Below are 22,824 nucleotides of genomic sequence, written 5' to 3'. Positions count from 1 at the left end.
GCGATCGTCAACGCGGGCCGGCGAGCGGGACCGCGCGTTTGTCGCCGGACCGGACCATGGCCAGCAAGGGTTTCGCGGCCACCTTCAGCAGCCGGGCCGCGAAGGTGCGGCCGTTGCGGCGCGCGATGTCCGGGCCGAAGGCGTCCATCAGCGCGACGAGCCCCGGCAGCGGGCGCACGAACAGCGTCACTTCGGCGATGAGCCCGTCTTCGCCGAGTTTCAGCACCGCCGCCTCCTCGATCTCCTCGCCGCCGATACGCGCGGTGTAGACGACGACCCGTGTGGTCTCGTCGCCGGTGTCGGTGCAGAACCGGACGTCGCGCAGATGCGCGTACGCGACCTCAAGCAGCGGCCTGAGCTCCGCGTGCCCGGTGAACCGGACCCGGCTCGTCAACGGCGAGTGCACGACGGCGTCCGGCGCGAAGACGCTCAGCGCGAGCTCGACGTCCCGGGTCTCGAGGGCGCGGCGGTACCGCTCGGTGGTTTCGATGCTCATCCGTCCTCCTGGATCAGGTTCCCCAGCCCGCGCCACAACAGATCCGTCGTGAGCGCGACGACTTGCTCCCGCGGGATGTCGCGGTTGTCCCACCACCAGGTGGCGATGGCGTTCAGCGCGCTCTTCGCCGCTTCGGCGAGCGCTTCGTTCGCGCGGTCGCGCGGCAGGTCCGCGGTCAGCGCCAGCCCGGGGACGCGGGCGAACACCTCGGTCAGCTGCCCCGTGGCCCTGGCCTGTCCACGCCGGTGCACCTCGGCGACCGCCTCGTCGGACGGCGTCTCGGCGAAGATCATCCGCCAGCCGCGTTCGTTCGTCTCCATCCAGGCGAAGATCGCCGCCACCCTGGCGCGCAGCAGCCCCTCGGCGGTGTCCGAAGGCGGCAGCACCGCCCAGCCGGCCAGCAGACTGTCCACTTCGGACTCCAGGAGCCCGGCGTACAGCGCGGCCTTGGACGGGAAGTGGTCGTAGAGCACCGGCGTGCTGATGCCGGCGGCGGTCGCGACCTCGCGCATCCCGGCCGCGTCGTAGCCGGACGCGGCGAACACCCGCGCCGCCGCGGCGAGGATCCGCTCCCGGCGTTCTTCCCTGCTCAAACGCTTACCTGACATCGGTCAGGTACGCTACCACCAAACCTGACAGCTGTCAGGTAGCGCTCCGGGTAACCTGGTCGATCGTGCGCACAGTCGTAGTCGTCGGAGGCGGGATCGTCGGTCTCGCCACCGCCTGGGAGCTGACCAAACGAGGCCTGGACGTCACGGTGCTCGAGAAGGAGGACCGCTGGGCGGCCCACCAGACCGGGCACAACTCGAACGTCGTGCACGCGGGGCTCTACTACAAGCCGGGTTCGTTCAAGGCCAGGATGGCGAGCGCGGGCAACCGGTCCATCGTGGACTTCGCGCGGCAGTACGGGGTGCCGGTGGAGGTCTGCGGCAAACTCGTCGTCGCCACCTCCGAAGCGGAGCTTCCGGCGCTGAAGGTGCTCGCCGAACGCGCCGAGGCGAACGGTGTCCCGGCGAAGCTGATCACGCCGAGCGAGGCCCGCGAGTACGAACCCGAGGTCTCGTGCGTGGCCGCCTTGCGCGTGGAGTCCACCGGCATCATCGACTTCCCGGCCGTCTGCGCCGCCCTGGTGCGGCTGCTCGACGAATCCGACGCCGACCTGCGCCTCGGCACGCCCGCGCTGGGGATCCGGCCCGGCCGCACGGGCGGCGTCGAGGTGGCGACCGGTGACGAAGTGCTCCACGCGGACGCGCTCGTCAACTGCGCCGGCCTGCACGCCGACCGCGTCGCCCGCCTCGCCGGGCTGACCCCGGGCGCGCGGATCGTGCCGTTCCGCGGCGAGTACTACGAACTGAAGCCGGAGCGCCGCCATCTGGTGCGCGGCCTGATCTATCCCGTGCCGGACGCGTCGCTGCCGTTCCTCGGCGTGCACCTGACCCGCATGCTCGACGGCAGCGTGCACGCAGGCCCCAACGCCGTGCTCGCGCTTCGCCGCGAGGGCTACACGTGGCGCGACATCTCGGCGAAGGACCTCGCCGAAGTCGCCCGGTTCCCCGGCGTCTGGCGGCTCGCGCGCAAGTACGCGTACCCCACCGGGCTCGACGAGGTCCGCCGCTCCTTCTCGCGCCGCCGTTTCGCCGAAAGCCTCGCGCGGCTCGTCCCCGCCGTCACCGAGGACGACATCGTGCGGCACGGCTCCGGCGTCCGCGCGCAGGCGCTGCGCCCGGACGGCTCGCTCGTCGACGACTTCCTGATCGAGACCGCCCGGAACCAGGTGCACGTCCTCAACGCGCCCTCACCGGCGGCGACCAGCGCACTGGAGATCGCGAAGCACATCGCCGACGAATTGGTCTAGAACGCGGGCATGTTCCCGGTCACCAGCGGCATCACGGCTTGCGGGACCTCGCAGGCCTTCGCGTTGTCGCTGAGGTCACCGGTGTCGATCTTGACCGAGGAGGTCTCCGTGACCGGCAGCATCGCGACACAGATCGGGCTGTCCGGGCTCGAGTAGACGAACCATTTCTTGCCCGCCACCATCTGCTCGACCGGCGTGCCCTCCAGGCCGGGGACGTCCTCGAGTTTCGTCGCCGTGTAGATCCACAGGTCGAGCGCCTTCTTGCCCTCGTCGCCGTCGTTGTCGTCCCACTGGCAGCCGTTCTTCGGATCCCTCGACGAACCGTTCATCGGCCGCGCGGCCTGGAGGTTCAGCGGCGTCACCTGGTCCGGTTTGAGCAGGGAGCACGGGTCGACGGTCATGAGCGGCCCGGAGGGCTCGATCGGCTTCTGGCCGGGAGGCGCGGTGAGCGGCGGGCTCGGCTGCCCGCCGGGCAGGTGGGACGCGACCGCGGGAGCCGCGGCCTTCGCCAGGTCGCAGGCCTTGGTGACGTCGTCGCCGGGGGCTTCGCTCGTGATCTCGACGAAGGTCTTCGGATCGAGTTCGGTCATCAGCGAGCAGTGGCTCGGGCCGAAGATGGACGCGTAGCGGGTCCAGGTGAACCCGCCGATGCCGAACTTCTCCCCGGGGAGAGCGCCGCTGACGTAGTCGACCAGCGAGAGCTCGAAGCTCTGCGACACCTCCAGCGTGACCCCGTCGGGCGCGTCCTCCAGCTCCGGGTACCGGCAGGTCCCGGGGATCTTCCGAGCCTTGTCCGCCGGACGTTCCTTGCCGGGGAAGGTGACCCCGATGGCTTCCGCCTGCTCCTGCGAAAGCAGCTTGCACGGCTCGGCCTTCGTGATGACCGGGCCCTGCCCCGGTACCGGCGAAGCCGTACCGCCGACGACCGACGTGCAGCCGCCGAGCGTCAGCACCGCCAGCCCGATCACGAGCGAATTCCGATACCGCATGCGTCCTCTTCCCCTCACCGCCGACGGCTACTTGGATGCCGGCGTGAGCACCTCGGTTCCGCCGAGGAAGGGGCGCAGCGCCTCCGGCACCCGGACGGAACCGTCTTCGAGCTGGTGGTTCTCCAGGATCGCGACGATCCACCTCGTGGTGGCGAGCGTGCCGTTCAGCGTGGCGACGGTCTGCGGGCGGCCGTCGTCGTCGCGGTAACGGATGCCGAGGCGGCGCGCCTGGAAGGTCGTGCAGTTCGACGTCGAGGTCAGCTCGCGGTAGGTCTCCTGCGACGGCACCCACGCCTCGCAGTCGAACTTCCGGTACGCCGACGTGCCGAGGTCGCCGGTGGCGGTGTCGATCACCCGGTACGGGACCTCGATCTTGGCGAGCATCTGCTCTTCCCAGTCCAGCAGGCGCGCGTGCTCGGCTTCGGCGTCCTCGGGACGCGTGTAGACGAACATCTCGACCTTGTCGAACTGGTGGACGCGGATGATGCCGCGGGTGTCCTTGCCGTACGAACCGGCCTCGCGGCGGTAGCAGGAAGACCAGCCCGCGTAGCGCTTCGCGCCCTTGCCGAGGTCGAGGATCTCGTCGGCGTGGTAGCCGGCGAGCGGGACCTCGGAGGTGCCGACGAGGTACAGGTCGTCGTCACGCAGCCGGTAGACCTCCGAGGAGTGCGCGCCGAGGAAGCCGGTACCCGCCATGATCTCCGGCCGCACCAGGGTCGGGGTGATCATCGGGGTGAACCCGTTCGCGGTCGCCTGCGCGATCGCCATGTTCAGCAGGGCGAGCTGGAGCTGGGCGCCGATGCCGGTGAGGAAGTAGAACCGCGAGCCCGACACCTTCGCGCCGCGCTCCATGTCGAGCGCGCCGAGGCCCTCGCAGAGTTCGAGGTGGTCCTTCGGCTCGAAGCCGAACTTCTTCGGCTCGCCGACGTGCTTGAGCACGACGTAGTCGTCCTCGCCGCCCTCGGGCGCGTCGGGGTGGACGAGGTTCGGCACCAGGCGGTGCAGCTGCTCGAACTCCTCCGACGCCTCGGTCTGTTCGACCTCGGCCGTCTTGACCTGGGCGGCGAGGTCCTTCGCCTTGGCGAGCAGCTCGGCCCGCTCGTCACCCTGTGCCTTCGGGATGAGCTTGCCCAGCGACTTCTGCTCGGCGCGCAGCTTGTCGGCGGCGGCGATGGAGGACCGGCGACGGGAGTCGAGGGAGAGCAGCTTGTCGACCACTCCTTCGTCCTCGCCACGGGCGCGCTGCGAAGCGCGCACGACGTCCGGGTCATCGCGCAGAGTCCTGGGGTCAATCACGAGTGCTGAGAGTAGTCCGTGCCGACCGCACAAAATGTGCGGGTCCGCGCGGATAACCCGACAGTCTGATCGTTGCCGCCCGTTTCGCGCCGTCCCCATACTGAGATCTCCCTGCTGCGGACGGAGAAACCCGATGACCGATGCGGACCTGCTGGCGCGGCACAAGGCGGTACTGCCGTCGTGGCTGGCGCTCTACTACGACGAGCCGATCGAGATCGTGCACGCGCAGGACCGCCGGGTCATCGACTCGACCGGGCGCACCTACCTGGACTTCTTCGCGGGCATCCTGACGAACTCGATGGGCTACGACGTCTCGGCGATCAGCGACGCCGTGCGCAAGCAGCTCGACACCGGCATCCTGCACACGTCGACGCTGTACCTGATCCGGTCGCAGGTCGAACTGGCCGAGCGCGTCGCGAAGCTCTCCGGCATCCCCGACGCGAAGGTGTTCTTCACCAACTCCGGGACCGAAGCCAACGACACCGCGCTCATGCTCGCCACCCAGTACCGACGGAGCAACCAGGTGCTGGCGATGCGGAACTCGTACCACGGGCGGTCGTTCGCGACGGTCGGCATCACGGGCAACCGCGGCTGGTCGGCGTCGTCGCTCAGCCCGGTGAAGGTGAGCTACGTGCACGGCGGCTACCGGTACCGCAGCCCGTTCCGGGCGCTTTCGGACACCGAGTACATCGACGCGTGCGTCGCGGACCTGGTCGACGTCCTGGAGACGGGTACTTCGGGCGACGTCGCCTGCATGATCGCCGAGCCGATCCAGGGCGTCGGCGGCTTCAGCTCACCGCCGGACGGCCTGTTCAAGGCGATGAAGGAGGTTCTCGACCAGCACGGGATCCTCTTCATCTCCGACGAGGTGCAGACCGGCTGGGGACGGACCGGGGAACACTACTGGGGGATCCAGGCGCACGACGTCGTCCCCGACGCGATGACCTTCGCGAAGGGCCTCGGCAACGGGCTCGCGATCGGCGGTCTCGTCGCGCGTGGCGACCTCGTCGACTGCCTCACCGCGAACTCGATCTCGACCTTCGGCGGCAACCCGGTCGCGATGGCGGGCGCGGCTGCCGTGCTCGACCACATCGCCGACCACGATCTGCAGGCCAACGCGCTCGCCCGCGGCAACGAACTGCTCGACGGCCTGCGCGCGGCGGGGAACCCGCTGATCGGGGACGTGCGCGGCAAGGGCCTGATGATCGGCGTCGAGCTGGTCGAGCCGGGCGGGATGGAGCCGAACCCGGGCGCGGCGGCGCGGATGATGGAGGAGACCAAGGCGCGCGGGCTGTTGATCGGCAAAGGCGGGCTGCACGGCAACGTGCTGCGGATCGCGCCGCCGATGACGCTCACCGCCGAAGAGGCGGCGGAGGGCCTCGGGATCATCGTGGACGCGCTGGCCGCCATCTCCTGACGAATGTCATGAACGACCCTTTCCTGACGTTTTTCGTCAGGAAAGGGTCGTTCATGACATTCAAGGGGGTCAGGAGCGGGCGAAACGGGCGATGACCTCGCCCAGCCGTACGCCGGCGTCCTCCTGCAGGAAGTGGCCGGCCCCGGTGATCGTCGGATGCTCCAGTTCGCGGGCGCCGCGCATCGAACCCCGCAGTTCGAGGCCCCACGGCGCGGTGATCGGGTCGCCGTCGGAGAACGAGACCAGGAACGGCTTGTCCAGTTCCGAAAGCACCTTCAGCGCCGCCCGGTTGGCGGCCGAGGCCGGGTCGTCCGGGGTGATCGGCACCAGGGACGGCATCGCGCGCGGCGCGGCCTTGTACATCTCGTTCGGGAAGGGCGCGTCGTAGGCGGCGCGGACCTCCTCGGACAGCTTGGTCTGGCAACCCGACTGGACGAACCGCCCGACGTCGATGACCTGGGCGTTCTCCATGGCGTCGCGGAACTTGTGCCAGAGCTCGGGCATGTCGGTGTCGCCGGTGGGGAGGCCGGTGTTGGCCGCGACGACCCTGGCGAAGCGATCGGGGTTTTCGGCGACCAGCCGCAGGCCGATCAAACCTCCCCAGTCCTGGCCGACCAGGGTGACGTCGGTCAGGTCGAGGACGTCGAAGGCGAACGCGCGCATCCACTCGACGTGCCGCTGGTAGGTGTGGTCGACCATGTCGCCGGGTTTGTCGGATCGGCCGAAGCCGACCAGGTCGGGCGCGATGGCGCGCAGCCCGGCGTCGGCGAGCACCGGGATGACCTTGCGGTAGAGGTAGGACCAGGTGGGCTCGCCGTGCAGCAGGAGGACCGGCGGGCCGTCCTCGGGTCCGGCCTCCACGTAGCCCACTCTGATCACGCCGCCGTGAAGGTCGACGAGTTCCGCGTAGCGCGGTTCGAAGTCGAAATCGGGCAGGTCCGAGAACCGGTCGTCCGGTGTCCTCAAAAGGCGCACGACTCCCACGTTAGTGGGAATCGTGCGCCTATGCCGTTTTCAGTGCGTCAGAAAGTCACGAGATGGCAACGGCCACGATGAGGCCGAGCGCCAGGTGCGCGGAGGCCACCACGACGCTGGCGGGCGCGAACTTGTCGCTCTCGATGGTCGAGCGGATGTCGATCCGGGTCGCCCACTCCAGCAGCCGGACGGCGAGCACCTGCACGATGATGCCGAGCACGCCGTAGACCAGCGAGGTGATGAGGCCCTCGGTCAGATCGCTGGCCGAGTTCGCGATGGCCACGACGATGATGAACGCCATCGACAGCAGGCCCGAAGCGGTGACGATGACCGCGTTCGGCAGGCCGCGGGTCACCAGCTGGGACAGCTTGCCGGGGGTGGTCCAGTCGATCGCCCAGAACCCGGCGAACATCATCAGCAGGCCGACGACGCCGTACAGCAGGATCGCGCCGATCCCTCGCACGAGGTCGGAGCCGAACGTGTCGGACAGCGCAAGGGTGGTGGTCACAGGGTTCTCCCGGAGGTACGTGCTGGTCAGGAATGTCAGGTTTGTGCGGTTGCTTCTATCACGACTCGACGATGCGGTGCGGGACGAACGCCGCACCGTCGTCGGTGACGAGTCCCGCGGTCTCGCGGATCCCGAGGCCGGCGGCCTGGTCCCCGACGATCCACGCGCCGAGCGCGGGCCGGTAACCCTGGAACTCGGGGAGCGGGTCGAACGCCTGGTAGACGAACCCTTCCGCGCCGTAGACGCCGTCGGTCTGCGTCTCGTACCCGGTGGCGACGATCTGCACGTTCGCGCCCTCGCGGCCGAGTTTCGGCTTGCGGACGTACTCGGTCAGCAGACCGGGGTCGTCGGCGAAGGCGGGCAGCAGGTTCGGGTGGCCCGGGTAGTTCTCCCACAGGATCGCGAGCAGCGTCTTGTTGGAGAGGATCATCTTCCACAGCGGCTCGACCCACAGCGTGCGCGGCATGGTCTCGACGGCGAAGCGGCCGAACTCCTCGTCGACCACCCATTCCCACGGGTAGAGCTTCACCACGGTCGCCATCTGCGCCTCTTCGAGGTCGACGAACCGTTTGAGCACCGGATCCCAGCCGATCTCCTCGATCGACAGGCCGACGGTGTCGAGCCCGGCCTCGGCCGCGGTCTCCTGCAGATACGCCGTCGTCACGTGGTCCTCACCGGACGGATCGGCCGACGACCAGGTGAAATGCAGTTCGTTGGACGGCAGCTTGTCGGCGAGTTCGCCCCAGCGCTCGACCAGCTTCTCGTGGATCGAGTTCCACTGGTCGTTCTCGGGGAAGACCGCGGTCTTCCAGTGCCACTGCAGCACCGCGGCCTCGAGCAGCGAGGTCGGGGTGTCGGCGTTGTACTCGAGCAGCTTCGCCGGGCTCTTGCCGTCGTAGCGCAGGTCGAACCGGCCGTAGACGTGCGGATCCTGCCGCTTCCACGACTCGGCGATATGCGGCCAGACCCACTCGGGGATGCCGAAGCGGTGGTACTGCTCGGTGGTGATCACGTTGTCGACGGCTTCGAGGCACATCGAGTGCAGCAGTTCCACGTCCGCCTCGACGGACAAGATCTCGTCCATGTCGAAGACGTAGTGGACCGACTCGTCCCAGTACGGCCGGGACTTGCCGGAGCCGTCGCGGGCGGGCGTGCCGAAGACCAGGCCCTGCTCTTCGACGATGTTCTGCCAGTCCCGCCGGGGCGGCTTGGAATCCCGGTACACCTACGAGCCCCCGCTCTTGCCGCTGCCGCCGGAGCCGCTCTTCCCGCTGATGCCGAACCCGCCGCGCTGGACGGACTTGCCCGACTTCGTGCTGACGTTCGCGTTCGAGGGCGCGGTGTACGAGCCGCCGGACACGCGCTGCCCGATCGCGCCGGACCCGCCGTAGTTGTAGCGGTAGCTGTTGTAGTTGCCGCCGCCGATCGGGATGAAGAAGAAGCCACCGGAGTGGTAACCGCCGTGCGACGTCACGTACCGCTCGTCGCAGTTGTCGTCCTGGTCGACGATGCCGTCCTTGGTGGTGCAGACGGCCGTGACGTTCTCCGGCTTCGCCACCGTGTAGAACGTCGCGACCAGCCCGACCAGGCCGACGGTCACGCCGGTACCGATCAGGATCTTCTTCTTGGTCGAGGACTTCTTCTCCGCGGCGCGGGCGGCCTCGGCCGCGAGCGCCTCCTGGCGCTGCTGCTCGGCCAGCGCCTGCTGCCGTGCCCGCTGCTCGGCCAGCGACGGCTGCCGTGCCTGCGTGCTGCTGTCCTGGAAGCGCATGGTGCCGCGCTTCGGCGGCTGCTGTGCCGATGCGTCCTCGGGGGGAAAACGTCCCTCGGACGGTGGCACCTGTGCCCCCTGGTTGTCATCCTGCGTCATCGAAGCTCCGTAATCGCCCGCCGGCCCGAACCCGTGCCCAACACTAACCACCCGGTACGCGCACCTTACGTGCGGCGCGGGCATCATGGAGTGGATGTCTCAACAGGCCGAGCGGTTCCGTGATCCGCGAAACGCGCTGAGCACCCTGCGCACCCGGCTCGTCATGGCCGGTGTGTTCGTGGGCGCGATCATCGCGCTTTCGCTGAGTGTGGCGTTTTCGTGGAACGTGGGCCCGGAGGGCGGTGCGGGCGGCGGCGCCCCCAAACTGTCGCCCGCCGCGGCCGAGGCGTTCCAATCTCCTCCTGGCACCTGTCTGACCTGGAACAACGCGGACGCCACCGACGCGCGGCGGGTGCCGTGCGCCGAGGCGCACCTGTTCGAGGTCACCAGCATCGTCGACATCGGCGCGCAGTACCCGCCGGGGGCGCCGAGCCCGAACCTGGAGCAGTGGCAGGAGATCTCCAGGTCTCAGTGCACGATCGACGTCAAGCCGTACCTCGGCCGCACGCTGGATCCGTACGGCAAGCTGAGCATGAACCTGCTCCGGCCGACGCCCGCGCAGTGGGCCGACGGCGACCGGCAGCTGCGGTGCGGTCTGCAGTGGGCGGGCCAGGGCGGCAAGCTCCAGCCGACCAAGGGGCCCGCGAAGGAGCAGAACCAGTCAGCCGTCTGGGAGCCGGGCACCTGCCTCGCGCTGCTCAACAACAGCTTCGGCGACCCGATCGACTGCGCGCAGGCGCATTCGTACGAGATCATCGCGACGATCGACCTCAAGACGAAGTTCAAGGACGGATACCCGTCGCAGGAGCAGCAGAACACCTGGCTCGACACCGAGTGCTCGACGGCCTCGCAGGAGTACACCGGCAACGCGGACCTGGCGGCGAAGAAGCTCATCCTCAGCTGGGACGTCCGCGAGCAGGAGAGCTGGGACGCCGGGTCGACGCTGGTGAACTGCAAGGTCGCGGCGGTCCTGCCGGAGGACAAGGGGCTGGCGCCGGTCACCGGGAGCGTCAAGGTCGGCAACGGCGAAGCCCCGCCGCCGTCCTCGTCCTCCCCGCCGAAGACCGGAGGGTGATCGCGTGCCCGTCGAGATGACGCAGCAGCGGTTCGAGGAGCTGGTTTCGGAGGCGCTGGACGAGCTCCCGCCCGAATTCGCGGACGCCATGGACAACGTCGTGGTACTCGTGGAGGAGTTCAACGAAGAGTCGCCCACGATCCTCGGCCTGTACCACGGGGTCGCGCTGACCGAGCGGACCCACGAGTACGGCGGGGTGCTGCCGGACCGGATCTCGATCTACCGGCGCCCGCTGCTGGAGATGTGCGACACCGAGGACGACGTCGTCGAGGAGGTGCTGATCACGGTCATCCACGAGGTCGGCCACCACTTCGGCATCGACGACGCGCGTCTGCACGAACTCGGGTGGGGCTGAGCCACCGGCCGGGGCGGTAGCAAAGGTCCCTTGCTCCCCCGCGACGGATTCCGCGCCGAAGCCGGCATGGTCGGTGATTTTTGTGCGTGGAGCACCACGAGGGCTCCGGATTCTTAACTCGGTGTAACAACCCAGCCACTTTGGGCGACAGCCCCGGCTAAACTCTTCGACACGTTTGTCGCCGGCCGGTGCCGGCGAAGGCCTGGGGAGGCGGACATGGCCGGATCGGCGGCACGCGGGAGGGGTGACCGGCGGTTGCGCTGGCTGCTCGCCTCCAGCGCGGCGTCGAACCTCGGCGACGGGATCGGCAAGGTCGCGTTCCCGCTGCTCGCGGTCACCCTGACCCGGGATCCGCTGCTCATCGCCGGTCTCTCGGCGACCCAGTTCCTGCCGTGGCTGCTGTTCGCGCTCCCGGCGGGCGCGCTGCTCGACCGCGTCGACCGGCGGCGGGCGATGATCCTCGCGAACGGTGTCCGCGCGGTCGTCGTCGGCGGGACGGCCGCCCTGGTCGCGGCGGGCGGAGTGACGATCTGGCTGGTCTACGCCGCCGCCCTGCTCATCGGCTTCGCGGAGGTGGTCGCCGACAGCGCCGCGAACGTGCTCATCCCGGCGGTCGCCGGCGAAGGTTCCCTCGACAGCGCGAACAGCAAGCTCCAGGCCTGCGAGATCGTGGGGCAGACCTTCCTGGGCGGGCCAGTCGGCAGTGCCACCTTCGCACTCTTCGCGACGTTCCCCTTCCTGCTCAACTCGGTGGGCTTCGCGATCGCGGCCGCCGTGTTGATCGGTCTCGCCGGGAGCTATCGGCCGAAAGCCACCGGCACGGCGCCCGCCAACCTCCGCGCCGAGCTGGCGGAGGGTTTCCGCTGGTTGAGGCATAGCCGGCTGGTTCTGCGCCTGGTCGTCATCGCCGGGCTGATCAGCCTGGTCAGCGAGCTCGCGCAGGCACAGCTGGTGCTCTACGCCATCGAGTATCTGCGTCTCAGCGAAGCGGCCTTCGGGCTCTTCGCATTCGTCGGCGGCATCGGCGGCCTGCTCGGCGCGGCCGCCGCCCCGCGGCTGGTCAAGGCGACCAGCCGTCGCACGGTCCTCGTCGGGGGCACGGCCGGGTGCGGCGCGGCGTTCACCGGCATGGGCCTGACGAGTTCGCCGGTGGCCGGCGCCGCACTGTTCGGCCTGTTCGCGGCCGCCGTGGTCGCGGTGAACATCGTGCTCGGGACGGCGCGGCACACCCTCGTCCCCGGTGAGCTGCTCGGCCGGGTCCTCGGCGTGTGGCGCACCGTCGTATGGGGAGCGATCCCGATCGGGGCCCTGCTCGGCGGCGTCCTCACCCACGCCCTCGGTTCCCCGGCCCGGACCTTCCTCACGTCCGGGCTTCTGCTGTTCGGAGTAGCCGGTTTCGCGTTCGTCTCGTTACGGCAAGGAACCTTCGATGACGAATCGGCCACGGAGGAGCGGGTTCTCCACCGAGACCGGTGAAAACCAAGGTCTTTGGTGCTGAAATGGCCCATCACCGCCACGGGTGACGGGGAGGTCCGCGATGCAGCAGACACTGGTGCCGGAGGGCGGCGTGGGGACGACAGAACCTTCGAGACGTCCGCAAGTACTCACCGCCGTCGCCGGTTTCGTGATCGGTGGTGGCGTGATCGGCATGTTGTGGGCGCTTTCGGGTGTCGACGCGGGAGCGCTCGAAGACGCGCGAGACGCCTGTTCGGCACTGGCCAGGGTCGGCACGATCCCGGACACCACCGATTCGGCCCCCGGCGAGCGGACCGTGGCCGTCCTCGCCCCCGAAGTCCTGCACCGGATGACGGCCGCGCGCGAACTCTCCGCCGCGGCGGCCGCCGCCAACGACACCTACCGGCCGCTGGCCGACCACATCGACGGGGTCAGCCGGATGGTGTTCAGCCTGCACTTCAACCAGATCTCGGGCCAGCGGCACCTGGCACAGGCCGAACAGCTCTGCACCCAGCTCTAGGGCGGGTCGGGTTCGGCGGACTTCGTGATCCCGGTGGTTCCTGACGGTGCGAGCGGGTCGTACTCGGCCGAGCCCGCCCGTGCCGTCACGGAACACCTGGGCGCGGAGACCGCGACCATGGACCTAGCCCTTGTGGACGGTCCGGACGGTCAGCTGATTGCCCGGAATCTTCCCCGAGCAGCCGAGTCCCTGCACCGGCACGAAATTCGAGGCCGTCTCCTGCGGCAGGTACACCCGCAGCCCTCGGGTCTCGGTGGGCTTGCAGACCGCCTCGTCGTAGTTGCGGACGTTCACGAAACCGACGTCGGCGATCGCGCTCTCCCCGCCGCCGAGCTGAACGGGGGCGCCCTTGGCACCGTCGCGATACGCGGCCTCGCCGACCTGATGGCCGTCGGCTCCGGTCACGTAGGAGATGCCGGGGAAGCCCTGGATGGTGCACGATTTCCCGCTCGAATTGGTGATGACGAGCTTGCGGTACACCGTGCCCGCCGCGGCGTCACCGTCCTTGATGGACAGTTTGACGTCACCCGCCTTGCACAGCCCGTCGTTCTTCGGTGCCTCCGCGGGCGGCTGGGCGGGCTGCGGTGCGGGCGCCGGGCTCGAAGAGCTCGCGCTGGGCGCCGCGGAGGTGTCCGGCGCCGAACTCGACGGCGACGCGGACGTGTTCTGCGCGACGGGCGTGGTCTCCGTACCGCAGGCGCTGAGCAGCAGAAGCCCGGCGGTACCCGCGACGAGACCGCCGATGGAGATCAGTTTCGAACGAATCATGGTCATTCGCCTCCCTGTTACCGGACACTGCCGGATGACCCACCGTCCAGTAGACGTGTTGTCCGTCGCGGGGGTTGCGCCCGACCGGTTAATTCCCCACAAGGTGTTAATCGATCATGTGGGGGGTATTCCCCGCCGGGCATGGAGGCAAACGAGCTGAAGGGAGCCATCGCCGCACGAGACGCGGCGATGGGCGCTTTCAGCCCTCGGTGGGCCGGGTCAGCGTCCGACGGGGGCGTCCGCCCAGGTGAGGCAGGTCCAGCCGGCGGGAGCCGCGACGAGTTCGACGATCCCGGTGTTCGGAATGAGCCCCTGGTTGGCGACCTCGGCGGTGACGTTCCCGGCGAGCCATTCGCCACCCAGCCGGATCGCGCCGCCGTGGCTCACCAGCACCACCGTGCCGTCGGGGTCGGCCTGCTCGTGCTTGGCGCGGAGGCGGGCGACCGCGTCGAGCATGCGGGCGCGGACCTGCGCACCGGTCTCGCCGCCGGGGATCGGCGGGTCGAGTTCGCCGAGCGTCCACCGGCGCACGACGCTCATGTAGGTCGTGATCGAGTCCTTGTCCGTCTTGCCTTCGAGCTCGCCCGCCGCCACCTCGTGCACGCCGTCGAGGACCTGGACGTCCAAGCCCCGTCCGGCCGCCAGCGGCGCGGCGGTCTGCTGGGCGCGGACCGCCTGCGAGGCGTAGACCGCGACGATCGGCTCGCCGTCCAGCCGCGTGACGAGGTCCTGGGCCTGCTCGCGGCCCAGCTCGGTGAGCGGAGGCCCCGGCAGCGCGGTGTCGAGCGCGCCGCGCACGTTGCCTTCGGTCTGGCCGTGGCGGACGAGGAGAAGTTTCACGCCTGTGCTCCCTTCCGTACCGACTCGACCCAGCTGATCGCGTCGGTGAAATCCTCGTTGGCGGCACCCGGCTCGACCTCGGTCTTGCCGTTGTCCGCGCGCGGGTGGGAGCCGAGGAACCGCACGTTCCGGCAGCGGCGGCGCAACGCGGCCAGCGCGTCGCCGATCCGGGGTTCGGCCACATGTCCCTCGAAGTCGATGAAGAAGCGGTACTCGCCGAAGTTGTTCCTGGTCGGGCGGGCGTCGAGCTTGGTCAGGTCGATCCCGCGGACGGCCAGTTCGGTGAGGAGCTCGGCCAGGGCGCCGGTCCGGTTCGTCGCGGCGGCGACTATCGACGTGCGGTCCGCCCCCGTCGGCTCCGGCAGCTGACCGGGCGTGCGGACCAGCAGGAACCTGGTCTTGGCGTCACGGACGTCCGCGACCTCGGTGGCCCGCACCTCCAGCGGGTAGTGCTCGACCGCGACCGGCGCGGTGACGGCGGCGTCGAACTCGCCCGCGTCCACCGCGACCGCGGCCGCCGCCGTGGACGACGTCGCGACCGGGCGCGCGCCCGGCAGGTTCGCCTCGACCCAGTGGCGGACCTGGGCGAGCGCGTGCGGATGACTGGCGACGGTGCGGATCTCGGTGGTGCCCGGCCTGGTCAGCACGCTGAAGTGGACCGGCAGCAGGACCTCCGCCACGGCGACGAGCGGCTCGGCCTCGCTCAGGCTGTCGAGAGTGGCGGTGACCGCGCCCTCGACCGAGTTCTCGATCGGGACACACGCGGCGTCGGCCGCGCCCGAGCGCACCGCGGCCAGCGCCGCGGGGATGGTCTCGGCCGGGATCAGCTCCTCACCGGGGGCGAGGCGGCGCGCGGCCTGTTCGGTGAAGGTTCCCTGGGGGCCGAAGTAGGCGATCCGTGACACCCCGCCAGATTACGCACGGCGCGGGTGGCGACTTTCACTCGGACAGCCGGTACTCACACCGGTTACGCCGGGTGGCTTTTTTTGTCATGCTTAGGGCGTGACCGCCGAACCGGGCACGCGCACCGGCCACGAGGACGCCGGCTCCTCCTTCCCTCCCCTGTCGGACCGCCCTGCTCCGGAGCTGGTGTTGTGCGCCGTCGATGACCTGCTCGCACAAGCCTGGACGACCGTCGCGGACACGGTGGACGGCCGGATCTTCGTGCACCGCGGATCGGTGCTCGACGTCGTCGCGCAGGCCGTCGTCAGCCCCGCGAACTCCTACGGCTGGATGCGGGGCGGCATCGACGCGGTCTATGCCCGCGCCTATCCCGAGGTCGAGCAGAACGTGCGCAGCGCCGTCCTCGCCTACCACGGCGGGGAGCTCCCGATCGGCGAAGCGGTGATCGTGCCCACCGGCGAGGCCGAGCCCGCCTGGCTGATCAGCGCGCCGACGATGCGGGAACCCGGCGAACGCCTCCCGCGTGACACCGTGCATCCGTACCTGGCCGCCAGGGCGGTGTTCCGGCAATGGCGCGACGGCAGCCTCGACCAGGGCCGGATCCGTGATCTCGTGCACACGATCGCGATGCCCGGGCTCGGCACCGGCTTCGGCGGGGTCGCGCCCGCGTCGTGCGCACGGCAGGTCGCCGCGGCGTGGAACGAGGTCTTCGCGCCGAGCCGCACCCGTAACGGACGGTAACGCCCTGAAGCGGGGTACATCACATCGCAGCGCGTTCACGAGCCGTAAGCCCTACCGTTAAAGCGGCTTCATCCGGTTCGAGGCACGTTCACCCGCCGAGAACTCGTCAACACGGTTTTGTACGGCGCCAGCGCAGGCGACGGGCGAGGAGTGTGCGATGCCGCGGGTCCGTGAGCTCAGTCCCTACGTCGAGCTGCACCGTGAGCAGTGGCGCGAGCTGCGAAGGTCGACTCCTCTGCCGCTGACCGCCGCCGAACTGCTGCGGCTGCGCGGTCTCGGCGAACAGGTCGACCTGGCCGAGGTCGCCGAGGTCTACCTGCCGCTCTCCCGGCTGATCAATCTCCAGGTCGCCGCCCGGCAACGGTTGTACGAGGCCACCACCACCTTTCTCGGTGAAGACAGTCGGGGCACCAAGGTGCCGTACATCATCGGTATCGCCGGCAGCGTCGCCGTCGGCAAGTCGACCACCGCGCGCATTCTGCGCACCCTGCTCGCCCGCTGGCCGGATCACCCCAGGGTCGACCTGGTCACCACCGACGGGTTCCTCTACCCCCGTGCGGAACTGGTGCGGCGCGGGATCATGCACCGCAAGGGTTTCCCGGAAAGCTACGACCGGCGGGCGTTGCTGCGGTTCGTCACCGACGTGAAGTCCGGGGCGGAACGGGTCAGCGCTCCGGTGTACTCGCACCTCGCCTACGACATCCTTCCCGACGAGGAACAGGTCGTTCAGCAGCCCGACATCCTGATCCTCGAAGGGTTGAACGTCCTTCAGCCCGGACCTCGGCTCACCGTCTCCGATCTGTTCGACTTCTCGATCTACGTGGACGCGCCGACGACCGACATCGAACGTTGGTACATCGAGCGCTTCCTCAAGCTGCGGCACACCGCCTTCGCCGACCCGGCGTCGCACTTCCACCACTTCGCCGGCCTCCCGGACGACGAGGCCCGCGCCGAGGCACGCCACCTGTGGCGCACGATCAACGAGCCGAACCTGATGGAGAACATCAAACCGACGAGGCCCCGGGCGACCCTGGTCCTCCGCAAGGACGCCGACCACACGATCAACCGGGTCCGGCTGCGCAAGCTCTGAGCCCGGAGGCGGAACTCACGTGAGCCGAGGCGCAACTCACGTGATCGGGGGCGCAACACGCGTGCTTAGGCGCGTAACACGCGTGATCAGAGGCGCAACTCACGTGATCAGGGGCGCAACACGCGTGCTTAGGCGCGTAACACGCGTGATCAGAGGCGCAACTCACGTGATCAGGGGCGCAACACGCGTGATTGGGGGCGCAACACGCGTGATCGGGGGCGTAATTCACGAGTCACGTCGACGAGATCACAACGCCGCGTAACCGGGCCGTCGCGGATTCTCTACTCACGGCGAGCGTTTCACGACCAGCTTCAAGATCACTTCGCCTGAACCCGATCACACGGGCGACTTCCGGCCGTTCCCTCACAAGGACCAGCCTTCGCACCACCGGAGAGCCGGTGGTGCCCGCTGGTCGCGCACCGCTGTCGGCCGGTGGCCGCCCTCGGCCGATCGGCCGATCCACGCTCAGTACGTGTAACCGGTTGGCCGATACCGGCTACAGGCCCCCGAGGCGACCCTTGTCTCAGGGGTTCACGAGGTCTCGAAAAAGACCTTGAGCAGGGAGGAGGCTCACGATGCTCTCGATCATCCTGACCTGGGTCGGCTCGATTCTCGGACTCGCACTCCTGGTGGCCATGGCCGCCGGGGCCTTCGTCGTCGACTTCGACGACGCCCGTGGGGACCGTCGCCGGAAGAAGCCGCAAGTCACGGAGAGCAAGGGCACTCCCGCGGCACCACTGGGCTGAATTCGGTGGTCTGACACCCCGGTGGTCTGACACCAGGCGGACAGAACTCGGTGAGCCGAACCGAAGCCGGCAGGACTCCGGCCGATCAAGGCGTCCGGACGTCTTGATCCCGCGGAGTTCCTTCAGTCGAACGGATCGTGCACCTGCGCACCGAGGCCGGCCATGTCGGCGAGGTTCCTGGTGACCAGGGTCAGGTCGTGGACGCGGGCGGTCGCGGCGATCAGCCCGTCGACGGACGGCACTTTCCGCGGGGCGTACTGCCTGCCCCATTCGGCCGCGATCTCGGCGGTCACCGGCAGGATCCGTTCCGAGAACTGCGCGGTGAGGCCGGACAGCCACTCGGTCAGCGCCTCCGCACGCTCCCTGTCCCGCTCGCCTCGATGCCTGAGCTTCGTTATCCCCCTCTCGATCTCCCCCACCGTCAGCGCGCTCAGATAGAGCCTGCTCGACGACACTCCACCCCACCACCGGGCGAAACCCGGGTTCTGCGTGCGGCGCCGAGCCTCGGACACGATGTTCGTGTCCAGCAGAAAGGTCACCCGCTCACCTCCACGACATCTCTCGGCAGGTCTTCCGCGCGTTCGGCGGCGATCTCCTCCAGCACGTCGGCCAGCGCCTCCCCGTACTCGGGATGGTGCTGCTCCCCGGAGAGCACGAGCTTGAAATCGACGGCCTCGCCGCTTCCGGTCAACCTGCGGTAATCCACGATGTCCAGCACCACGGCCACCTCCTCCCCGTGTTTCGTGACGAACTGCGGCCCCTCGGACGCGGCACGGCGCAGCAGCTCGCTCAGCCGCTGCTTGGCGTCCTGCACTTGCCAGGTTGCTGCTTCCATCTAGACAGACTAGACAGACTTGGGTGGGTTGGCAAGGGTGGAGAGGTGTGACCGGGGGAAACCGTCAGGCGAGCTCGTCGAGCGCCTTCCGGTAGTCGTCGACGTCGTAGTCCATCTCGTGTTCGCCCGACTCGGTCAGCTGGGCGGACAGCGCGTCGATGAGGCGGTCGAAGATCTCCTCGCGCTCCTGTCCGGTCTCACTCAGCCGCCGCACGGCCTGCCAGACCTCGGCGGGCTCGTCGGCCCAGAGCTGGTCGACGATCGTGGTCTTGAGCGCGAGCCGCATCCGCGGTTCGCCGTCGAAGGTCTCCTCGGCCAGCGCCTCGTGGTACTCGGGGTGCTCGCCGATCACCAGCAGGCGGCGCTGTTCGGGGTCGGCGGGTTCGAGCTCCAGCTCCTCGTCCCCGATCTCCGCGTAGACCGTCGGGACGGCGAACATCCGGCGCGCCAGCGCCTCGGCGAGTTCCGCCGGGTCCTCGATCCCCTCGGAGCCGTCGAAGTAGACGTCGAGCGCGGAGTCCTCGTCCTGCGCGAATTCCTCCAGGAACTCGGTCGCGCTCTCCAGCAGCGCGACTCGCGCGGCCTCGGGGAGCCCGGCGCGGTCGGCGGCCCAGGTGACCCAGCCGAGCAGAGCGGGCTCCAGCGCGTCTTCGTACGCCTCGTCGATCTCGAATTCCCCGTCCAGCAACGATTCGAGGAACCGGGCGAGCTTCTCGGGGCCGACCCGCAGCGGGCTGCCCGGCTCGGTCTCGCAGCCGTGGTCGACCAGCAGGCGCGCGTAGAACCGCGTGGCCTCCGTGTCCTCCACCAGCCCGGAGCCGATGAAGTCGGCGACGACCTCTTCGCGAACCCGCTCCGGCCATTCGGTGATCTCGGGCGACGGCTCGGGCGCGGGAAGCGTCCGGATCCAGCCCAGCGCGAGCGCGTGGAACCGCGCGTAATCCTCGCTGACGTCGGGCTCCTCGACGACGTCCGTCGCGGCCAGCCCGTCGGCGAGCAGCTGGTGGGCGCGCTCGGGCAGCACCCGCTCCAGCGTGACCAGCTCCGGGTCGTCGGCGGCCTGCTGCCGCATCTCGGCCAGCACGTCCTGCGGCTTGTCGACCACGACGACGTCGCGGATCCGGCCACCCTCGGTGAAGTCGACCAGCGCGAGCAAGCCGTGCTCGGCACCGCCTCGGGTGAAGACGCACAGAAGGGAGGACTCGTCGCCGAAGACGTCACCGGTCCGCCAGCACTCCCCGACGGTCACCGCGGCCAGCTCCCCGGCCCATTCCGGTTCCGGGATGCCGCGGCCCAGCACGGTGTTCAGCGCCGAACCGGCCGCCTCGCGCTCCTCCTCGGTCTCGGCGAAGACCCGGAGCCCGGCGAGCAGCGCGGCCGCGGCGGGGGTGATCTTCCGCTCGGCGAACGCGATGAGCTCCAGGCCCAGCGGCGTTTCGTCCTCTTCGAGCTCGATCTCCCACCACTGGCCGAGCACTTCGGAGGTCAGCAGCTCGACGTCGAGCACCTCGGGCTCGGCACTCAGGGTCGAGAAGTCCCGGAGGACGTCCTTGAAGAGGCCCGTCACACTCGGAGCGGAGGGCTGGGCTGCCTTTTTGCGGGCACGGCTGACCGGACTCATGGCGACATGTTTTCACGCGGACCCGGCCAGGTTCGTCGCGGTGGTCCTGGGCGCGGAACTCGGGGTCCAGGACGCGGACGGACACCGGTTCACCGACCACCGCGACTTCACCTTCGTCGCCGGGTTTCCTCGGTTCACCTCGAATAACGACCGGTCGTGTTCCCGGTTACGCCCGGACCGATTTCGGAATGGCGATTCTCGCCGCCTTGACCTCGGCGATCAGTCGCGTCTTGCGTTTGTGTATTTCCACCAATGTGCCGAGGTACGAGCTGAATTCTTCAGCCGTACCGGCCTTTTTGTGCGCGGTGCGCAGTTTGCGCAGTTGCCGGGCCGCTTCGCGATAGGCGTTCGGATCCTTCCGCGTGATCAATTCTTCGACATGGTCCCGGTACACGGGAATGGTTTCCGCGGGATGGGCGACGGAACGGGAATCCGCGAGTTCGACCCGCGCCGGCAAAGAGGCCTCGAATCGCACGGCCGCCCGCCATGCCTCGTCGGCGCGGTCCTCGCCGAGCAACGCGCGGACGAGTTCGTCGGCGGCCTCCGTGCTCCCGGCGGCGAGTTCACGCAACCGGGCCAGCGCGGTCTTCCGCTGCGCGACCCAGCGCCCCGTTTCCAGCGACTCCGCACGCAGCGCGAGGTAGGTCGCGGCCGTGGGGTTCTCATCGAAATCCTTGCGCGACAAAGGATCTTTCTCCGCTGGAGGCGCTTCTTCCTTCTTGTCGTGCGTGAGCGCCCGCGCCGCGTGCGCGATGGCCTCGCTGTGCCGTCCGGCCGCGCGCAGCACGCGCACGATCTTGAGACTGACGTCCACCCGCGGCGGTTTGGCGGCGAGGATCGCGACGAGCGCGTCGACGTCGCCGGACACCTCCGCCAGCTCCTCACGCAGCCGCTCGGCGGTCTCGCGTTTCGCACCGGTCGGCCGCTCGGCCAGCACGCTGTCCACTGTGGACTTTATCCGCGCGATTCCCTTGTCTCCCAATGCCGAGGCGAAGTCGGCCAGCTCGATGGCGGGCCAGCCGGGGCCGTCGAACTCCACTTCGAGGATCCAGGCGGCCAGGCTTTCGGGATCCGGCGGACGCGCCACGCAGGCCCGTGCGTACAGCTCGACGGCCCGGTCCAGCCGGTCCGCGACCTCGCCCGAGGCGTCGTCGATCTGCTCCAGCATCTCGCTGATGTCGTCGACGGTCCGGCGGGCGAGCGGGGCGAGGTCGGCCCGGCTGCCTGCGTCGAGAAGCCGCTGAAGCGTGTCGAGGACTGAGCCGACCTTCGCGGCGTACTCGACGTTGCCGGCCAGCACGGCGGTGTCGAGGAGACGGTGCGCCTCGGCGACGTCACTCCCCTGGGTGGCGAAGCGACTCTCCAGTGCTCGCCGTAACACAGGGTCACGCTCGGCTTGGGCGTGCAGCAGGTCCGCCAGCGTTTCCGCGTCCAAAGTACGCAGGTAGGGGCGCAGATCCGTCGGGGAACTCACCCGGACAAGTCTGCCCGACCGCTTCGCCGACTCGTGTGGGCCAACAGCGTGCTCTTTTCGGCGTAATCGCTCACCAGGTGTGACCAGGTCAGGGGCGGGATCGGCAGCCGCCGGGCGAGCTGCATGACGATCGCCATCACCACCCCCGCGAGCAGCGAAATCGCCGCGGCGGCGGCGAGGGCGCCGCTCAGCACCCGGCGTCCGCCGTCGACCGCGAGCTGCGCCGAGTACTCGATCTGGCGGGCGGCGAGGTCGCCGAGGGTCCGGCCGACGACGCCGGCCGCGACCCGCCAGGAGTCCTGGCCGACGGGCGGCGGCGTGGCCGCGCTCAACGCGGTTTCGACCGCGCCGAACCGGCCCCAGTCCTCGCTTCCGACGAGCTCCCGATACGTCCGGCGGCTACTTTCCGTCAGTTTTCCGGCGATCGCGTCGAGTCTGGATCGGTAGGCGCCCACGGCGGCGGCGTAGTCGCGACGCCCCGCGTCGTCGATCCCGGCGACCGCGAGGGAATCGCTGCGGTCCATGCCTTCGACGGCGGTGAGCAGTTCGACGGCGATCGTCTGCTGGTAGCCGACCTCGGCGTCGGGCGCCGCCCGCGCGATCTCGCGCAGGGAGGAAAGCGAGGTGTCGATGCGATCGGCGTACGCGGTGTAGGTGGCGGAGCGACTGCCAGGCGCCTTCAGCGCGACCGCCCGTTCCCGCTGCAGCGACGCGATCCCGCGGCTCGCCTCGGCGAGGGTGACAGCCCCGCTCTCCGCGTCGTCGCGGTCCTCGATGGCCTGCTGGACGAGGAATCCGCCGATGAACAACGCGACGAGCACCAAGGCCGCGCTCGGCACGAACGCGATGGAGAGCATGCGAGAGCGAAGGCTTCGCTGGTACGTCAAGGCTTTCCTTCCGGATCGGTCTCCCGACGCCGAGCGACGTTATGCAATTTGCAAATTGCACGTCAACGGCCGTCCGCCATACGGCCGTTAGCGCACCGTGACGATCTG

The 22,824-nt window shown here is 69.3% G+C and carries 25 protein-coding genes; 9 read left to right on the top strand and 16 right to left on the bottom strand.

Annotated features, from left to right (window positions below; all coding sequences use genetic code 11):
• Nucleotides 1-7 precede the first annotated feature (7 nt).
• On the bottom strand, nucleotides 8-496 hold the full coding sequence (locus tag ACOCEP_RS12115) for a nuclear transport factor 2 family protein (protein ID WP_482337311.1): 489 nt from the start codon (nucleotides 494-496) through the stop codon (nucleotides 8-10).
• On the bottom strand, nucleotides 493-1,089 hold the full coding sequence (locus ACOCEP_RS12110) for a TetR/AcrR family transcriptional regulator (RefSeq protein WP_482337310.1): 597 nt from the start codon (nucleotides 1,087-1,089) through the stop codon (nucleotides 493-495). The genes ACOCEP_RS12115 and ACOCEP_RS12110 overlap by 4 nt, the downstream gene beginning before the upstream one ends.
• An 8-nt stretch (nucleotides 1,090-1,097) precedes the next feature.
• Between ACOCEP_RS12110 and lhgO the strand changes: the two genes are divergently transcribed.
• Nucleotides 1,098-2,351 (top strand): L-2-hydroxyglutarate oxidase, encoded by a 1,254-nt coding sequence (lhgO, locus tag ACOCEP_RS12105; RefSeq protein ID WP_482339694.1) that lies wholly within the window; start codon nucleotides 1,098-1,100, stop codon nucleotides 2,349-2,351.
• On the opposite strand, the gene ACOCEP_RS12100 is transcribed toward lhgO, so the two are convergent.
• Together ACOCEP_RS12100 and serS are read right to left on the bottom strand one after the other, a co-directional pair.
• Nucleotides 2,348-3,340: a DUF3558 family protein gene (locus tag ACOCEP_RS12100; RefSeq protein ID WP_482337309.1), complete on the bottom strand. Its 993-nt coding sequence runs from the start codon at nucleotides 3,338-3,340 to the stop codon at nucleotides 2,348-2,350. The two genes, lhgO and ACOCEP_RS12100, sit on opposite strands and share 4 nt — an antisense overlap.
• 27 nt (nucleotides 3,341-3,367) lie before the next feature.
• Nucleotides 3,368-4,636 (bottom strand): serine--tRNA ligase, encoded by a 1,269-nt coding sequence (gene serS / locus ACOCEP_RS12095; RefSeq protein WP_482337308.1) that lies wholly within the window; start codon nucleotides 4,634-4,636, stop codon nucleotides 3,368-3,370.
• A gap of 133 nt (nucleotides 4,637-4,769) precedes the next feature.
• On the opposite strand from serS, the gene ACOCEP_RS12090 reads away from it, so the two are divergent.
• Entirely contained in the window at nucleotides 4,770-6,053 is a 1,284-nt protein-coding gene (locus ACOCEP_RS12090) for an aspartate aminotransferase family protein (protein ID WP_482337307.1), read from the top strand.
• A 69-nt stretch (nucleotides 6,054-6,122) separates the two neighbouring features.
• Here ACOCEP_RS12090 and ACOCEP_RS12085 read toward each other — a convergent pair whose 3' ends face one another.
• Genes ACOCEP_RS12085 through ACOCEP_RS12070 form a run of 4 tightly spaced genes read right to left on the bottom strand, consistent with a single transcriptional unit; the run spans nucleotide 6,123 to nucleotide 9,307 of the window.
• Nucleotides 6,123-7,028: a haloalkane dehalogenase gene (locus ACOCEP_RS12085; protein WP_482337306.1), complete on the bottom strand. Its 906-nt coding sequence runs from the start codon at nucleotides 7,026-7,028 to the stop codon at nucleotides 6,123-6,125.
• A gap of 55 nt (nucleotides 7,029-7,083) precedes the next feature.
• The gene (locus ACOCEP_RS12080; protein ID WP_482337305.1) at nucleotides 7,084-7,536 is read right to left on the bottom strand and encodes a DUF350 domain-containing protein; all 453 of its coding nucleotides are present in this window, start codon (nucleotides 7,534-7,536) and stop codon (nucleotides 7,084-7,086) included.
• Between the two features lie 58 nt (nucleotides 7,537-7,594).
• A complete protein-coding gene (locus tag ACOCEP_RS12075) occupies nucleotides 7,595-8,761 on the bottom strand; it encodes a glutathionylspermidine synthase family protein (RefSeq protein ID WP_340685924.1) in 1,167 nt (388 codons plus the stop codon).
• Nucleotides 8,762-9,307 carry a hypothetical protein gene (locus tag ACOCEP_RS12070; RefSeq protein ID WP_482339693.1) on the bottom strand — a complete coding sequence of 182 codons (546 nt, stop codon included), beginning with the start codon at nucleotides 9,305-9,307 and terminating at the stop codon, nucleotides 8,762-8,764.
• Nucleotides 9,308-9,500: 193 nt separating this feature from the next.
• On the opposite strand from ACOCEP_RS12070, the gene ACOCEP_RS12065 reads away from it, so the two are divergent.
• The 4 genes from ACOCEP_RS12065 to ACOCEP_RS12050 all read left to right on the top strand — a co-directional run bounded on the left by ACOCEP_RS12065 (nucleotide 9,501) and on the right by ACOCEP_RS12050 (nucleotide 12,811).
• Nucleotides 9,501-10,481 (top strand): septum formation family protein, encoded by a 981-nt coding sequence (locus ACOCEP_RS12065; protein ID WP_482337304.1) that lies wholly within the window; start codon nucleotides 9,501-9,503, stop codon nucleotides 10,479-10,481.
• Nucleotides 10,482-10,485: 4 nt separating this feature from the next.
• Nucleotides 10,486-10,836 (top strand): metallopeptidase family protein, encoded by a 351-nt coding sequence (locus ACOCEP_RS12060; protein WP_410647158.1) that lies wholly within the window; start codon nucleotides 10,486-10,488, stop codon nucleotides 10,834-10,836.
• A gap of 216 nt (nucleotides 10,837-11,052) precedes the next feature.
• Complete coding sequence (locus ACOCEP_RS12055) at nucleotides 11,053-12,312, top strand: MFS transporter (RefSeq protein ID WP_482337303.1); 1,260 nt, start codon at nucleotides 11,053-11,055, stop codon at nucleotides 12,310-12,312.
• A gap of 61 nt (nucleotides 12,313-12,373) precedes the next feature.
• Nucleotides 12,374-12,811 carry a hypothetical protein gene (locus tag ACOCEP_RS12050; protein WP_482337302.1) on the top strand — a complete coding sequence of 146 codons (438 nt, stop codon included), beginning with the start codon at nucleotides 12,374-12,376 and terminating at the stop codon, nucleotides 12,809-12,811.
• A 123-nt stretch (nucleotides 12,812-12,934) separates the two neighbouring features.
• On the opposite strand, the gene ACOCEP_RS12045 is transcribed toward ACOCEP_RS12050, so the two are convergent.
• The 3 genes from ACOCEP_RS12045 to pheA form a co-directional block, all read right to left on the bottom strand.
• Nucleotides 12,935-13,585: a DUF4232 domain-containing protein gene (locus tag ACOCEP_RS12045; RefSeq protein WP_482337301.1), complete on the bottom strand. Its 651-nt coding sequence runs from the start codon at nucleotides 13,583-13,585 to the stop codon at nucleotides 12,935-12,937.
• 213 nt (nucleotides 13,586-13,798) lie between these two features.
• Nucleotides 13,799-14,419 carry a histidine phosphatase family protein gene (locus ACOCEP_RS12040; protein ID WP_482337300.1) on the bottom strand — a complete coding sequence of 207 codons (621 nt, stop codon included), beginning with the start codon at nucleotides 14,417-14,419 and terminating at the stop codon, nucleotides 13,799-13,801.
• Nucleotides 14,416-15,324, bottom strand: a complete 909-nt coding sequence (pheA, locus tag ACOCEP_RS12035) for a prephenate dehydratase (RefSeq protein WP_482337299.1) — start codon at nucleotides 15,322-15,324, stop codon at nucleotides 14,416-14,418. Before pheA ends, ACOCEP_RS12040 begins: the two co-directional genes overlap by 4 nt.
• A 97-nt stretch (nucleotides 15,325-15,421) precedes the next feature.
• On the opposite strand from pheA, the gene ACOCEP_RS12030 reads away from it, so the two are divergent.
• From ACOCEP_RS12030 to ACOCEP_RS12020, 3 genes are all read left to right on the top strand, one after another.
• Entirely contained in the window at nucleotides 15,422-16,063 is a 642-nt protein-coding gene (locus ACOCEP_RS12030) for a macro domain-containing protein (RefSeq protein ID WP_482337298.1), read from the top strand.
• A gap of 157 nt (nucleotides 16,064-16,220) precedes the next feature.
• Nucleotides 16,221-17,153 (top strand): type I pantothenate kinase, encoded by a 933-nt coding sequence (coaA, locus tag ACOCEP_RS12025; RefSeq protein ID WP_482337297.1) that lies wholly within the window; start codon nucleotides 16,221-16,223, stop codon nucleotides 17,151-17,153.
• A gap of 575 nt (nucleotides 17,154-17,728) precedes the next feature.
• Entirely contained in the window at nucleotides 17,729-17,899 is a 171-nt protein-coding gene (locus tag ACOCEP_RS12020) for a hypothetical protein (protein ID WP_482337296.1), read from the top strand.
• Between the two features lie 122 nt (nucleotides 17,900-18,021).
• Here the strand turns inward: ACOCEP_RS12020 and ACOCEP_RS12015 are convergent, their stop codons facing one another.
• The 5 genes from ACOCEP_RS12015 to ACOCEP_RS11995 all read right to left on the bottom strand — a co-directional run bounded on the left by ACOCEP_RS12015 (nucleotide 18,022) and on the right by ACOCEP_RS11995 (nucleotide 22,686).
• Entirely contained in the window at nucleotides 18,022-18,438 is a 417-nt protein-coding gene (locus tag ACOCEP_RS12015) for a PIN domain-containing protein (RefSeq protein ID WP_482337295.1), read from the bottom strand.
• On the bottom strand, nucleotides 18,435-18,734 hold the full coding sequence (locus ACOCEP_RS12010) for a type II toxin-antitoxin system Phd/YefM family antitoxin (protein WP_482337294.1): 300 nt from the start codon (nucleotides 18,732-18,734) through the stop codon (nucleotides 18,435-18,437). Before ACOCEP_RS12010 ends, ACOCEP_RS12015 begins: the two co-directional genes overlap by 4 nt.
• Nucleotides 18,735-18,798: 64 nt before the next feature.
• Nucleotides 18,799-20,355: a DUF1841 family protein gene (locus ACOCEP_RS12005; protein ID WP_482337293.1), complete on the bottom strand. Its 1,557-nt coding sequence runs from the start codon at nucleotides 20,353-20,355 to the stop codon at nucleotides 18,799-18,801.
• A 166-nt stretch (nucleotides 20,356-20,521) separates the two neighbouring features.
• A complete protein-coding gene (locus tag ACOCEP_RS12000; RefSeq protein WP_482337292.1) occupies nucleotides 20,522-21,829 on the bottom strand; it encodes a hypothetical protein in 1,308 nt (435 codons plus the stop codon).
• Entirely contained in the window at nucleotides 21,826-22,686 is an 861-nt protein-coding gene (locus ACOCEP_RS11995) for a nitrate- and nitrite sensing domain-containing protein (protein ID WP_482337291.1), read from the bottom strand. Before ACOCEP_RS11995 ends, ACOCEP_RS12000 begins: the two co-directional genes overlap by 4 nt.
• Nucleotides 22,687-22,824: the final 138 nt, after the last annotated feature.

This window comes from Amycolatopsis sp. CA-211722 (assembly GCF_056828465.1).
Note: the sequence above shows the minus strand (reverse complement) of the source record. Positions and strands in the feature narration are given on the sequence as shown.